Annotated in this window: 11 protein-coding genes and 1 pseudogene; 9 read left to right on the top strand and 3 right to left on the bottom strand. The window is 72.4% G+C overall.

The features are described 5' to 3' along the window. From Q0A34_RS13685 to Q0A34_RS13675, 3 genes and pseudogenes are all read left to right on the top strand, one after another. Nucleotides 1–355, top strand: a pseudogene (locus tag Q0A34_RS13685) (hypothetical protein); the annotation flags it as partial. A gap of 126 nt (nucleotides 356–481) precedes the next feature. After that, a complete protein-coding gene (locus tag Q0A34_RS13680) occupies nucleotides 482–2128 on the top strand; it encodes a DNA repair helicase XPB (protein WP_291480547.1) in 1647 nt (548 codons plus the stop codon). A 23-nt stretch (nucleotides 2129–2151) separates the two neighbouring features. Next, nucleotides 2152–2793 (top strand): DUF3239 domain-containing protein, encoded by a 642-nt coding sequence (locus tag Q0A34_RS13675; RefSeq protein ID WP_291480546.1) that lies wholly within the window; start codon nucleotides 2152–2154, stop codon nucleotides 2791–2793. Nucleotides 2794–2902: 109 nt separating this feature from the next. Here Q0A34_RS13675 and Q0A34_RS13670 read toward each other — a convergent pair whose 3' ends face one another. Then, a complete protein-coding gene (locus tag Q0A34_RS13670; RefSeq protein ID WP_291480545.1) occupies nucleotides 2903–4009 on the bottom strand; it encodes a DUF559 domain-containing protein in 1107 nt (368 codons plus the stop codon). A 269-nt stretch (nucleotides 4010–4278) separates the two neighbouring features. On the opposite strand from Q0A34_RS13670, the gene Q0A34_RS13665 reads away from it, so the two are divergent. From Q0A34_RS13665 to Q0A34_RS13650, 4 genes are read left to right on the top strand one after another with little or no spacing between them, the layout of a single operon-like run. Then, nucleotides 4279–5034, top strand: coding sequence for a 5-oxoprolinase subunit PxpA (locus Q0A34_RS13665; protein ID WP_291480544.1), 756 nt, complete (start codon nucleotides 4279–4281; stop codon nucleotides 5032–5034). Then, nucleotides 5031–6560, top strand: coding sequence for a carboxyltransferase domain-containing protein (locus Q0A34_RS13660; RefSeq protein WP_291480543.1), 1530 nt, complete (start codon nucleotides 5031–5033; stop codon nucleotides 6558–6560). The genes Q0A34_RS13665 and Q0A34_RS13660 overlap by 4 nt, the downstream gene beginning before the upstream one ends. Before the next feature lie 5 nt (nucleotides 6561–6565). Continuing rightward, complete coding sequence (locus tag Q0A34_RS13655; protein ID WP_291480549.1) at nucleotides 6566–8299, top strand: biotin carboxylase N-terminal domain-containing protein; 1734 nt, start codon at nucleotides 6566–6568, stop codon at nucleotides 8297–8299. A 2-nt stretch (nucleotides 8300–8301) separates the two neighbouring features. After that, a complete protein-coding gene (locus tag Q0A34_RS13650; protein WP_291480542.1) occupies nucleotides 8302–8919 on the top strand; it encodes a GntR family transcriptional regulator in 618 nt (205 codons plus the stop codon). 26 nt (nucleotides 8920–8945) lie between these two features. Here the strand turns inward: Q0A34_RS13650 and Q0A34_RS13645 are convergent, their stop codons facing one another. Then, on the bottom strand, nucleotides 8946–10040 hold the full coding sequence (locus Q0A34_RS13645; protein WP_291480541.1) for a PLP-dependent cysteine synthase family protein: 1095 nt from the start codon (nucleotides 10038–10040) through the stop codon (nucleotides 8946–8948). Nucleotides 10041–10051: 11 nt separating this feature from the next. Next, entirely contained in the window at nucleotides 10052–11035 is a 984-nt protein-coding gene (locus Q0A34_RS13640) for a hypothetical protein (RefSeq protein ID WP_291480540.1), read from the bottom strand. A gap of 19 nt (nucleotides 11036–11054) precedes the next feature. Here Q0A34_RS13640 and Q0A34_RS13635 point away from each other — a divergent pair, with 19 nt between their 5' ends. Both Q0A34_RS13635 and Q0A34_RS13630 read left to right on the top strand, forming a co-directional pair. Continuing rightward, complete coding sequence (locus tag Q0A34_RS13635) at nucleotides 11055–12275, top strand: aminotransferase class I/II-fold pyridoxal phosphate-dependent enzyme (protein ID WP_291480539.1); 1221 nt, start codon at nucleotides 11055–11057, stop codon at nucleotides 12273–12275. 11 nt (nucleotides 12276–12286) lie between these two features. Further along, complete coding sequence (locus Q0A34_RS13630; protein WP_291480548.1) at nucleotides 12287–13501, top strand: cobalamin-independent methionine synthase II family protein; 1215 nt, start codon at nucleotides 12287–12289, stop codon at nucleotides 13499–13501. Nucleotides 13502–13523: the final 22 nt, after the last annotated feature.

The following is a 13523-nucleotide window of genomic DNA, read 5'->3' as shown; positions in this document are numbered from 1 at the left end:
GCCCCGCCCCGTCACGTCCTTCCCCCGGGTAGCCGACCAGCTCGCCGGCGCGGTGGAGGGGTTCCGCCGCACCCGGCAGGACGGGGACGACGACGCCGGCCACAGCAGCGAGACCGACCGGGTCCACGAACCCCGCGCCATCATGGCCGCCCTGCGCCGCGCCTACGACGCCGGCACCCCGGTGGAGATCAGCTACGTCGACGCCACCGGGTCCGCGGTGCACGAGTGGATCTCCGTGGTCACCATGAGCCCGGTGTCGATCATCGGCGTCACCGAGGCCGGTGGCCGGTCCCTGCACATCCAGCCGCACCGGGTGGCGTGGGTCGGCACACCGGTGACCGGCACCGAGGGCTGACCCCCGCGCCCTCCGCCGCCCTGTGCGCCGGTCGGGGGATCTGACGTGCACCGCGCCGCCGCGTAGGATGGTCTGGTTGCACGAACGGCAACGCACACCTGCACCAACCCCTGTGAGGAGGCATCCGTGGGACTCGGTGACGGCCCGCTGATCGTCCAGTCGGACAAGACCGTACTTCTGGAGACCGGGCACGCCCAGGCGAAGGAGGCCCGAACCGCACTGGCCCCCTTCGCGGAACTGGAACGCGCCCCCGAACACGTCCACACCTACCGGATCACCCCGCTGGCCCTGTGGAACGCCCGGGCCGCCGGACACGACGCCGAACAGGTCGTGCACGTCCTGGAGACCTACTCCCGGTTCCCCGTCCCCCAGCCCCTGCTGGTCGACGTGGCCGAGACCATGGAACGCTACGGGCGGCTCATCCTGGCCAGCCACCCCGCCCACGGGCTGGTCCTGGAGACCACGGACCGTGCCGTGCTCGCCGAGATCCGCCGGCACAAGAAGATCCGTCCCATGCTCGGCGAGGAGATCGACGAGGACACCGTCGTGGTCCACCCCTCCGAACGCGGGCGACTGAAGCAGGAGCTCGTCAAGGTCGGCTGGCCGGCCGAGGACCTCGCCGGCTACGTCGACGGTGAGGCACACCCGATCTCCCTGTCCACCGAGTCGGAGGACTGGCAGCTGCGCGACTACCAGGAGATGGCCGCCGAGTCCTTCTGGGCCGGCGGTTCCGGGGTGGTCGTGCTGCCCTGCGGCGCCGGTAAGACGATGGTCGGTGCGGCGTCCATGGCGAAGTCCGGGACCACCACGCTGATCCTGGTGACCAACACCGTCGCCGGACGCCAGTGGAAGGACGAGCTCGTGCGCCGCACCTCCCTCACCGAGGACGAGATCGGCGAGTACTCCGGCGAGAAGAAGGAGATCCGCCCCGTCACCATCGCCACCTACCAGGTGGTCACCCGCAAGACGAAGGGCGAGTTCCGGGCCCTGGAGCTCTTCGACTCCCGCGACTGGGGACTGATCATCTACGACGAGGTGCACCTGCTGCCCGCACCGGTCTTCCGCATGACCAGCGACCTGCAGTCCCGTCGGCGCCTGGGACTGACCGCCACCCTGGTGCGCGAGGACGGCCGCGAGGACGACGTCTTCAGCCTCATCGGCCCCAAACGCTACGACGCCCCCTGGAAGGACATCGAGGCGCAGGGCTGGATCGCCCCCGCCGACTGCACCGAGGTGCGGGTGCAGCTCAGCGAGTCCGAACGCATGGTGTACGCCACCGCCGAACAGAACGAGAAGTACCGGCTCGCGGCCTGCTCCCCGGCCAAGAACCGGATCGTCCGCCGGATCCTCGACCAGCACCCCGACGAACCGACCCTGGTCATCGGCGCCTACATCGACCAGCTCGAGGAACTCGGCGAGGAACTGGACGCCCCGGTCATCGACGGGCGCACCACCACCCACCGGCGCGAGGAACTCTACGACGCCTTCCGCAAGGGAGAGCTGCGCGTCCTGATCGTGTCGAAGGTGGCGAACTTCTCCATCGACCTGCCCGGCGCCTCCGTCGCCGTGCAGGTGTCCGGCACCTTCGGGTCCCGTCAGGAGGAGGCGCAGCGGCTGGGCCGGATCCTGCGTCCCAAGCCCGACGGCGGCCCCGCCTACTTCTACTCCGTCGTCGCCCGCGACACCCTCGACGCCGACTACGCCGCACACCGCCAGCGCTTCCTCGCGGAACAGGGGTACGGCTACCGGATCATCGACTCGGTCGACCTGTAGGCCTGCCTGTAGGATTGTCCGGCGTGATCCCGTTCAACTTCACCGTCGACGAGCCCTTCGCCCGCAAACACAACGAGTTCTTCCGCGACGCCCGCCGCTTCCAGTGGTCGGCCGGCCTCATGGGGGCGATCATGGTCGCCGCAGCCGTGGTGCTGTTCGTGGCCGTGGACGGCGGCTGGACGGTGATCGTGGGAGTCGCCGCGGCGATCATGGCGCTGATCTGCTTCGTCATGGTCCCGGTGTTCCCGCGGCAGCTCGGCTCGCCCCAGCAGTACTACGACGCCTACGACCTGGCGCCCACCGTGGTCGCCCAGGTCAACCCGCGTGACGTGGTCCTGATGGCCCTCGTGGACACCGCGGCCACCGGTTCCGCGTCGTCGCGGCCGGCCCTGGCGCTGCGCACGGTGACGTCCATCCCCAGGGTGGAGCGCACCGTCGGCGCGCGGGTGCCGTCCATGGCGGTCACCGGGATGCGCTCGGTGGGCCGGCAGGAGTACTGGGAGCAGGTGTCCCCGATGCCGGTGGCGTGGGGGACGCAGGACCGGTCGGTGATCGCCGCCGCCGAGCAGGCCGTCCCGGAGTCGGAGTGGGCGCGGCTGGAGTCGTTGATCGACCGGCTGCAGGACGTCCAGAAGACGCGCCACCTGCTGCTCGAGCTGGACTGAGCGGCAGGGCCGGCCACCCCCGGGGTACGGTCAACGCAGCCAACACAGTCATCGCACCTCGTCAGTACCTTAACGATTCGCGACCTGCGGCTATGCAGGCATAAGCCGGTTACGGGGTGCGACTGATGCGGCGCCGGCACAGTGCGACCCCCTCGGCGACGGTGCGCTCCAGCAGATCCGGGTCCCGCAGGTGCCCGTACGTCAGCCGCAGCACGTGCCACCCCAGGTTCGCCAACGCCGCCGTCACCTGCGCGTCCCTGTCGCGCCGGCTCCTCTCCAGATGACCCGACCCGTCGTACTGCAGGGCGAGCTTCAGCGTCGGCGAAGCCAGGTCCACCCTGGCCACCACCCCGGGCCCCGCCACCTGCGGGGTGTGGACCGGGTCGGCGACCGTCCCGTCCCGCCGGACCACCAGCTGGGAGACGAAACCTCCGCCGAACATGCGCTCCACCTGCAGCCTCATCACCGTCTCCATCGGTGACTCCGCACCCCGGTCCGCCACCGCGGCGATCCGGGCCAGGTCCCGCTGCGGGTAGTGGTCGCCACAGGCCCCGACCAGCGCAGCGGGGTCACAGCGGAACAGGTCGCAGACGGCGTCGACGAACTGCACCGACCGCACCGTCCTGTCGTCGCACCCCAGGCCCGGCGGCACGTCCCACGCGTGGTCCCCGTCGCGGATGGACCGCAGGCAGTGCGCGACGGTGAGCACCGGCGGGGTCACGCACAGCTCCGGCATCTCCCGGTCGACCCACCGGCGTGGCGGCACAGCGGCCAGCGTCCCCTCCCGGCGGTGGCGTGACACCTCCCCCGCGTTCCTCGCCGGCCGACGACGCCCGCCCGAGAGCACACAGGTGTCGGCGTCGTCGCAGAAGTAGGTCATGCCCCACACCCGTGCGGCGCTCCAGCTGTGGGCGGTCCAGTCCGGCCGACGGGTGAGCGCGACACGGATCCGGGTCAGCGCGTCCAGGTCGTAGGCCAGGCCGCGCGGATGGCCGGCGGCACCCCAGGCGACCTGGGCCGGCGGACGCACCGCGGCCCTGGGCACCCACAGCTCCCCGACCTGTGTGAAGGAGTCGTGGATGTCCGTTGTCCCGCGGGCCCCGCCGAGGCGGGCCGTGATGTTCCCCCTGGTGTCGGGCCGCCAGAGCGGCGGTCCGGCCGGCCCGCGCCACCGGCCGATGAGTTCGTCGTCGAGCCCGGTCCCCCGGTACGCCATGTCTCGTTTCCCCCTGGTCGTTCCGGCCCACCCCCGTGGACACCGCCCCAGGATATCCGAGGCGGCGAGGCCACCTCCGCCGGCGCCAGTCATCGCACCCCATCAGCACCTGATCCACCTGCGACCAGGCACAATGTGAACATCAGAATCTTATGAGGTGCGACGTCCTCCCCGTGCCGTCGGGCAACTCCCCCGACCGACCGCCACACTTCCGCTACGCTGGACTTTGTTCAACAATCCTCCACCCGGCGCGAGAAGAGGAGACCCCGATGACCACCGTCGACCTGAACGCCGACCTCGGTGAGACCACCGGCGGCATCGCCGTCGCCGACGACCCCGCCATGATCGCCCTGGTCTCCAGCGCCAACGTCGCCACCGGCTTCCACGCCGGCGACCCGCACGACATCGCCGCCACGGTCCGCGCCGCCGCCGAACGCGGGGTCACCGTCGGGGCACACATCGGCTACCGCGACCCGGAGAACTTCGGGCGCACCGCCGTCGACATCGACCCCGCCCGTCTCGCCGACGAGACCCTCTACCAGATCGGCGCCCTCGATGCGCTGGCCCGGGCGCACGGGACGCAGGTCAGCTACGTCAAGCCCCACGGCGCCCTGTACAACACCATCGTCCACGATCCCGCGCAGGCCGGGGCCGTGGTGGACGGTGTGCGCGCCTTCGGCGACCTCCCGCTGATGCTCCTGCCCGGTGGCGTGGCTGTCGACCTCGCCGAGCGGAAGGGGCTGCGGGTGGTGCGGGAGGCGTTCGCGGACCGGAACTACCTCCCGGACGGCACCCTGGTCCCCAGGACACGGGACGACGCGGTCCTCCGGGACGCCGACGCCGTCGCCGCCCGCGTCCTGCAGGTCGCGACCACCGGGGCGGTGACCGCGGTCGACGGCACGGTCCTGCGGGTCGACGCCGAGTCGGTGTGTGTCCACGGCGACTCCCCCGGCGCCGTGGAGCTCACCCGGGCGGTGGTCGACCGGCTCCACGCCGAGGGGGTCGGGATCGGGAGCGTGCTGTGAACGCCCCCGCCGCCCCGGTGATCCACCGGGTGGGCACCCGCGCCCTGCTCGTCGACCTGCCCGACCTGCCGACGGCGATGGCGTGGCACCGCCGTCTCACCGACGCGCCGCTGGACGGCCAGCGCGACGTCGTCGCCGCCGCCCGCACCGTACTCGTCGTCCTCAACTCGCCTTCGGCGGTGCGCGGTGCCCTCGACCGGCTGGGCGCGACCGGCACCGACCTGGCCGGGGGCTCCCCCGCCACGGATCCCCGCACCGTCACCGTCGACGTCGTCTACGACGGCCCGGACCTGGGGACCGTCGCGGAGCAGCTCGGCATGTCCGTCGACGGGGTCGTCCGGCACCACACCTCGGCGACGTGGACCGGTGCCTTCGGCGGATTCGCCCCGGGTTTCACCTACTGCGTGGGGCGGGGCGTGCCGTCCGTGGCCCGGCGGGACACCCCGCGTACCGCGGTGCCGGCGGGCGCGGTGGGCCTGGCCGGGGAGTTCTCCGCGGTGTACCCGCGCAGCTCACCGGGCGGGTGGCAGCTGATCGGCACCTCGGCCACCCCGGTGTGGGACCCGTCGTCGGAGGAGCCGGCGATGGTCCGGCCCGGCGACCGGGTGGTGTACCGGGCGGTGCGGCACCGGGTGGAGATCTGCCCGACGGCACCCGGCCCCGCCGCCCGGGAACGGGCCGACGCGCCCCTGACGCTCACCGACGCGGGCCTGCTGACGCTGGTGGAGGACGCCGGACGCCCGGGTCACGGCGCCCTGGGCGTCACACCGTCCGGCGCCGCGGACCGGGCGTCGGCGCAGGTGGCCAATGACGTGGTGGGCAACGCCGCCGGCGAGGCGGTCCTGGAGAACATCGGCGGCCTGTCGCTGACCGCCGCGCGGGACGTGGTCGTGGCGGTCACCGGGGCGGACGCCCCGGTGACGGTGGACGGTCGTCCTGTCGGCCTGGCCCGTCCCCTGCTGCTCACCGCGGGGGCGGCGGTGACTGTCGGCGCCGCGCGGTCCGGGCTGCGCAGCTATGTCGCGGTGCGCGGCGGTGTGCGGTGCGCCGGGGAGGTGCTGAGGTCGCTGTCCACCGACGTCCTCTCGGGTCTGGGCCCACCGCCGTTGCGCCCCGGCACCCCCGTCGCCACCGGTGACGGCCAGGTCGGACCGACACGGGCCGGGACGAACCCGGTGCGCGTCCCGGAGGTGCTGCGGGTCGTCGCCGGCCCCCGGGACGACTGGTTCACCGGTGGGGTGTCCGCCCTCACCGGCCGGGAGTGGACGGTCAGCCCCGCGTCCGACCGGGTGGGTGTGCGGCTGTCCGGGCCGCCGGTGTCACGCCGCGACGACCGGGAGCTGCCGAGTGAGGGGATGGTCGCCGGCTGCGTCCAGGTCGCCCCGGACGGCCAGCCGGTGCTGTTCCTGCGGGACCACGCCGTGACCGGCGGCTACCCCGTCATCGCCACCGTCATCGCCGAGGACCTCGACGCCGCCGCCCAGTTGGCGCCCGGCGCGACCGTCAGATTCGAGGAGTACCAGTGAACACCATCTCATCCGTCCTGATCGCCAACCGCGGCGAGATCGCGGTCCGTGTCGCCCGCGCCGCCCATGACCTGGGGATCCGCACCGTCGCGGTGTACACCGACGCCGACGTCGGCGCCCTGCACACCGAGGTCGCCCAGGAAGCCCACCGGGTGCCGTCCTACCTGGACGTCGAGGCGGTGGTCGACGTGGCGGTGCGCCACGGGGCGGACAGCGTGCACCCCGGCTACGGTTTCCTGTCCGAGAACGCCGACGCCGCCCGCGCGGTCCTGGACGCCGGGCTGGTGTGGATCGGCCCGTCCCCGGAGACCATCGAGACCCTGGGCGACAAGATGGCCGCCCGCCGGCTCGCGGAGCAGGCCGGCGCCCCACTGGCCCCGGGCACCTCCGAACCCCTGACCTCCTGGGAACAGGCACGTGACTTCGCCGTGGACGTCGGCCTGCCGATCGCGATCAAGGCGGCCTTCGGCGGGGGCGGCCGCGGGCTCAAGGTCGTCACGGAGGACGACGGGTTGGAGGCGGTCGAGGGCGCCTTCGCCGCCGCCGGCCGGGAGTCGCAGGAGGCGTTCGGGCGTGCCGAGTGCTTCGTGGAGAAGTTCCTCGCCCGCCCGCGGCACGTCGAGGCCCAGGTGCTGGCGGACACCCACGGGTCGGTCGCGGTGGTCGGTACCCGGGACTGCTCGACCCAGCGCCGCTTCCAGAAACTGGTGGAGGAGGCCCCCGCCCCGTTCCTCACCACGGAGCAGCACCGGCTGATCGTCGACGGCGCCCGCGAGGTCTGCCGTGCGGCCGGCTACGTCGGCGCGGGGACGGTGGAGTTCATCGTCGCCGAGGACGGCACCGTCTCCTTCCTGGAGGTCAACACCCGCCTGCAGGTGGAGCACCCGGTGACCGAGGCGGTGTCCGGCACCGACCTGGTCCACGAGCAGTTCCGCATCGCCGCCGGCGGCCGGCTGGCCCCTGACCCCGACCCCGTCGCCCACGGCCACGCCCTGGAGTTCCGGATCAACGCCGAGGACGTCGCCCACGGTTTCGCCCCGTGCCCGGGCACGGTGACCCGTTTCGAGCCCCCGACCGGCCCGGGCGTGCGGGTGGACAGCGGTGTGCGCTCCGGCTCGGTCGTCCCGGGGGCCTACGACTCCCTGCTGGCGAAGCTCGTCGTCTGGGGGCCGGACCGGGCGACCGCTCTGCGGCGGGCCCGCGCCGCCCTCGACGAGTTCCGAGTCGAGGGGGTGCGCACCGTGCTGCCCTTCCACCGGGACATCGTGCGTGAGCCGGCGTGGACCGCCCCTGGAGGTGCGGAGGACTTCCGCATGTGCACCGACTGGGTCGACCGCGAGTACGTTCCCGGCGCCCACACCGTGTCGCCCGAGGTGAACGTCGACGACGTCTACGCCGACCGGACGACCCTGGCCGTGGAGATCGACGGGACGCTGCGGCACGTGCGGGTCCCGTCGGTGCTGCTGCAGGGCGGCGGCAACGGTGGCGACAGCGACAGCAGCGGCACCGGCGACACCGCCGACACCGGCGCCGTCACCGCACCCTACGCCGGGTCACTGGTGGGGTGGGAGGTCGCCGACGGTGACACTGTCGAGAAAGGCCAGACGGTCGCCACCGTCGAGGCGATGAAGATGGAGTCCGGGGTCACCGCCCCCGTCGCCGGCACCGTCCACCTGTGCGCGGACGCCGGGGACACCGTCGCCCGCGGAGACGTGATCGCCAGGATCGGGGACGCGTAGGCATGCGAGCACAGACCGCCGCCCAGCAGCTCCGCCTCGCCGTGTCCGCCGGCGAGTTCACTCCGGGCCAGAAACTCAGCGAGGTCGCCGTGGCGCAGCGTTTCGGCATCTCCCGCAACACCCTCCGCGAGAGCTACGCGATGCTCATCGCCGACGGCGTCCTCGAGCGCGTCCCCAACCGCGGGGTGTTCATCGCCGCTCCCGGCGCCGGGGAGGTGCGCAACCTCTACCTCGCCCGGGCCGTCGTCGAACCCGGGGCGCTGCTGTGGGGCGCCACCCCGGACGTCGACGCCCTCGGGCAGATCGTCGCCGAGGCCGAGACACACCGGCAGTCCGGCGACCTGGCCGCGACGGCCGCGGCGAACCAGGAGTTCCACCGCACCGTGGTGGCGGCCGCCGGGTCAGCCCTGCTCAACGAGGAGATGGAGCGGCTGCTCGCCCGGATGCGGCTGGTGTTCCTGCAGGCGGAACGCCACGACCCCGGATTCCACGGAGGGTTCGTGGAGGTCAACCGTGCCGTGGTCTCCCTGCTGCAGACCGGTGGCCGGGAGGAGGCCGCCACCCTGCTGCGCACCTCACTGCTGGAGACGAGCGAGGCCCTCTCCGCCCTCATCGGGTGAGACACCCCGGTACCGTCCGGAGCGCGTCAGAGTTCCGCGGCGTCGCCGGTCTCCAGGAACCGCAGCACCCGGTCCCGGTACGCCGGGGCGTCGAGTCCGCGTTCCTCCAGCCACCCGGCCGAGTAGTACTTGTCGAGGTAGCGTTCGCCGGAGTCGCAGATCAACGCGACCACACTGCCCTGCTCACCGGCGTCCACCATCTCGGCGACGATGCGCAGCGCGGCCCACAGCCCGGTGCCGGTGGAGCCGCCGGCCCGGATCCCGGTCACCTGCTCCAGCGCGTGGACCGCGCCGATGGCCGCGGCGTCGGGCACGGCCATCATCCGGTCGACCACCGTCCCGGTGAAGCTGGGTTCCACCCGCTGCCGTCCGATGCCCTCGATGCGCGACGGCGCCCCGGTGGTCACGTCCCGGTCCCCGGCCTCCCAGCCGGGCAGGAACGCGGAGTTCTCCGGGTCGGCGACGCACAGTCCGGTCATCCGTCCGGTGTAGCGGACGTAGCGCCCCAGGGTCGACGACGTGCCGCCCGTCCCCGCCGTGGCGACGATCCACGACGGTTCCGGGTGGCGTTCCATAGCCATCTGCCGGAAAACGGACTCGGCGATGTTGTTGTTGCCCCGCCAGTCGGTGGCCCGCTCGGCGTAGGTGAACTGGTCCATGTAGTGCCCGCCGCTCTCCCGGGCGATGTCCGCGGCGACGGCGTACACGGTGGACGGGTCGTCGACGAACCGCACCTCCGCCCCGTAGGACCTGATCAGCCGGACCTTCTCGGCACTCGTGCTCGCCGCGACGACCGTGATGAAGGGCACGCCGATGAGCCGGGCGAAGTAGGCCTCCGAGATCGCCGTGGACCCCGACGACGCCTCCACCACCGGGGTACCGGGCCGGATCCACCCGTTGCTCAGCGCGTAGAGGAACAGGGAACGGGCCAGCCGGTGCTTCAACGACCCGGTGGGGTGGGTCGACTCGTCCTTGAGGTAAAGGTCCACACCCCAGTGCTCCGGGAGGGGGACGGACAGCAGGTGGGTGTCGGCGGAACGGCACTGGTCCGCCTTCACCTTCGCCACCGCCCCGGCGAGCCAGCGGCGGGTGTCCCCGTCGTAGCGGTCGACGTCACGCATCTCCGCCACCTCTACCACCGCCCCAGCCACGCCGCGTCGTCGCTGACCCGTCGCCGCCACACGTCCGGCACCCCGATCAGGTGCTCGGACAGGTAGGCGCGGAACTCGTGTCCCGGCGCGCAGGCGGCGAAGAACTCCCGCACCTGTTCCGCCGGGGTCCCGCGGGAGTCCTCGGACGCCACCGACACCAGTGTGGGCACCTCCGCCAGCGCCGGGGGTTCGGCGAGCAGGTCCTCGCTGATGCGCGGGGTCATGGCCAGCAGGAAGTCGGCGTCCGCGACGACGTCACGGGCCAGTCCGAACCCGGAGCCGAAGGTGACCAGGCCGGTGCGCTGCCCCGGGCGGTCCCATCCACGCACCTCACCGACGGCGGCGGCGACCGCGGCCCGCGTCCGCCCCGGCGACGCGCCCTCCCCGTAGGCCGGCAGGGGGTAGAGCAGGTCCACCACGGTCACCCCGGACTTCTCCGCGAGTGCGGCGAACAGGGGCAGCCAAAGCTGCTCGTGGGATTCGGCGTCACCGAACCAGCCGGGCCCGCCGTGCAGACTCACCGCCACCGCACCGGTCGGCTCGCTGGGGGTCAGGACGGTCGCCGGGACCCCCGCCACGGTCACCTGCTCCGCCGAGGGGCCGGTCCGCAGGAACGCCGACGTCGGCATGGCGTGGTCCAGGCCCGCTCCGAGCACCAGCATGCTGCAGTGGGTGATCAGGTCCGGCACCCGCGCCCACAGCCGTTCGGTGCGGTCCTTGAGCTCTGCGGTGACCCCCTCCGGTGAGTCGGCCGCCTCGTCGGTGGTCAACGACCGGAAGATCTCCGGGTAGCTGTCCTCGAAGAAGGCCAGCAGCTGGGTGAGCTGCCCGCGCGGACTGATGCCGTCCCGTCCCGCCTGGGCGTCCACCGGGTGGCCCTTCGGCAGGGTCGCGGGGTCGGTCTGCTCCAGGGGGACGGTCTCGTCCGGGTCCGCCCCGGTCGCGGTTATCGGCTGAATGCTCATGACCCCATACTATGGCGGCATGGCATCAGAGCATCACAGCCCCACCCACCTGCTGGTGCGGCCGGCGTCCCGGGTCGCCGGGGTCGGCCCGACCGTCTTCGCCACGATCACCGCCGAGGCCGTGCGCACCGGTGCCGCGAACCTTGGCCAGGGCTTCCCCGACGAGGACGGCCCGGCGGAGATGCTGCGTCGCGCCGCCGCGGAGATCACCGGCGGCAACAACCAGTACGGCCCCGGACGCGGCATGCCGGAACTGCGCCGAGCGGTCGCGGAGGACCGGCGGCGTCGGCTCGGACACCAGGTGGACCCGGAGGACGTTCTGGTCACCGTCGGCGCGACCGAGGGCATCGCCGCCGCGGTCCTCGGACTGGTCGACCGCGGCCGGGAGGTCGTCGTCCTCGAACCCACCTACGACGCCTACTCCGCGGCGATCGACCTCGCCGAGGCGGTCGCACGTCCCGTCCGCCTCCTGCTCGACGGCGGACGCTGGCACCTGGACCGGGACCGTTTCGCCGCGGCGGTGGCGGACGGGCCGGCGGCGGTGATCCTCAACTCGCCGCACAACCCCACCGGCACCGTCCTGGGACGCGACGACCTCGAGTTCATCGCCGACACACTGCACGGCACCGGGGTGGTCGTCATCAGCGACGAGGTGTACGAGCGGCTCGCCTTCGACCGCCCGCACACCGCCGTGGCGACCCTGCCCGGCATGGCGTCGCGGACGGTGACCCTGTCCAGCGCGGCGAAGTCCTTCAACGTGACCGGCTGGAAGACAGGGTGGGCCATCGCCCCACCGGCGCTGCTGGACGCCGTCACCGCGGCCAAGCAGTTCCTCAGCTACGTCGGGGTCACGCCACTGCAGCCGGCAGTGGCCTGGGCGCTCGACAACGCCGACGACTGGAGCGCGGGGTGGAGCCGCACCCTGCGGGCGCGGCGCGACCGGCTCGCCGACGTCCTGCGCGCCACCGGGCAGGACGTCCTGCACAGTGACGGCACCTACTTCCTGGTCAGCGACATCGCACCGATGGGCCTCGGGCTCGACGCCGCGGACTTCTGCCGGGCCCTGCCGGCGGCCGTCGGCGTCGCCGCGATCCCTGTGAGCAGCTTCGTCGCCGGGGACGACGCCCAGACCTCCACACTCGTACGCTGGACGTTCTGCAAGGATGACACGACACTCGCTCTCGCGGAGGAGAGGTTGCGGTCAGCCGACTGGACGCGCCTGCATAAGACAGGAATCTGATCACTACGATGGTGCCCATGACACAGATCCGCACCACACACGTAGGTTCCCTCCCCCGCACCCCGGAACTGCTGGAGGCCAACCAGCGCAGAATCTCCGGCGACATCACCCAGGACGAGTTCCTCGGCATCCTCCAGGACGGCGTCGACAAGGTCGTCCGCCGCCAGGTCGACCTGGGCCTGGACATCATCAACGAAGGTGAGTACGGCCACGTGACCTCCGGTGCCGTGGACTACGGCGCCTGGTGGAACTACATCTTTTCCCGGCTGAGCGGCCTCACCATGACCGACACCGACCGCTGGGCCAACGCGGAGAAGGTCCGGTCCACCCCCGGCAACATCCGTCTGACGTCCTTCCCCGACCGCCGCGACCGCGCCGCCTTCAGCGCCGCCTACGACGACCCCGAGTCCGGCATCTTCACCGGCCGTGCCAAGGTCGGCAACCCGAAGTTCACCGGCGAGGTCGGCTACATCGGCGGCGAGCAGGTCGACGCCGACGTCCGGCTGCTGACCCACGCGCTCTCCGCCGCGGACAAGCCCACCTCCGAGGGGTTCATCGCCGCGATCTCCCCCGGCTCCGCCGCGCGACTGACCGACGAGCACTACGGTGACGACACCGCCCTGGTCAACGCCTGCGCCGACGCCCTGCACCACGAGTACAAGGCCATCACCGACGCCGGCCTGACCGTGCAGATCGACGCCCCCGACCTCGCAGAGGCCTGGGACCAGATCAACCCGGAGCCGTCGGTGGCGGACTACCAGGCGTGGATCCGCATCCGCGTCGACGCGATCAACCGGGCACTGGCGAGCCTGCCGAAGGAGCAGACGCGTCTGCACATCTGCTGGGGTTCCTGGCACGGCCCCCACACCACAGACATCCCCTTCGCCGACATCATCGACGAGGTGCTCCGGGCTGAGGTCGGTGGCTTCTCCTTCGAGGGCGCGAGCCCCCGCCACGCCCACGAGTGGCGTGTGTGGCAGGACCACCAGCTGCCGGAGAACACCGTGATCTACCCCGGTGTGGTGTGCCACTCGACCAACGTCGTCGAGCATCCGCGCACGGTGGCGGACCGGATCCTCACCTTCGCCGAGATCGTCGGCCCGGACCGCGTCATCGCGTCCACGGACTGTGGGCTGGGTGGCCGACTCCACGAGCAGATCGCCTGGGCGAAGCTGGAGTCGCTCGTCGAGGGGGCCCGTCTGGCCAGCAGGGACCTGCTGGGCTGACAACGCTGAGTGGGGGCGGTGG

Source organism: Corynebacterium sp. (assembly GCF_022712195.1).
In the GTDB taxonomy this organism is placed as follows: domain Bacteria; phylum Actinomycetota; class Actinomycetes; order Mycobacteriales; family Mycobacteriaceae; genus Corynebacterium.
The sequence above is the reverse complement of the archived record's forward strand: the minus strand, read 5'-3'. Positions and strand labels throughout refer to the sequence as shown.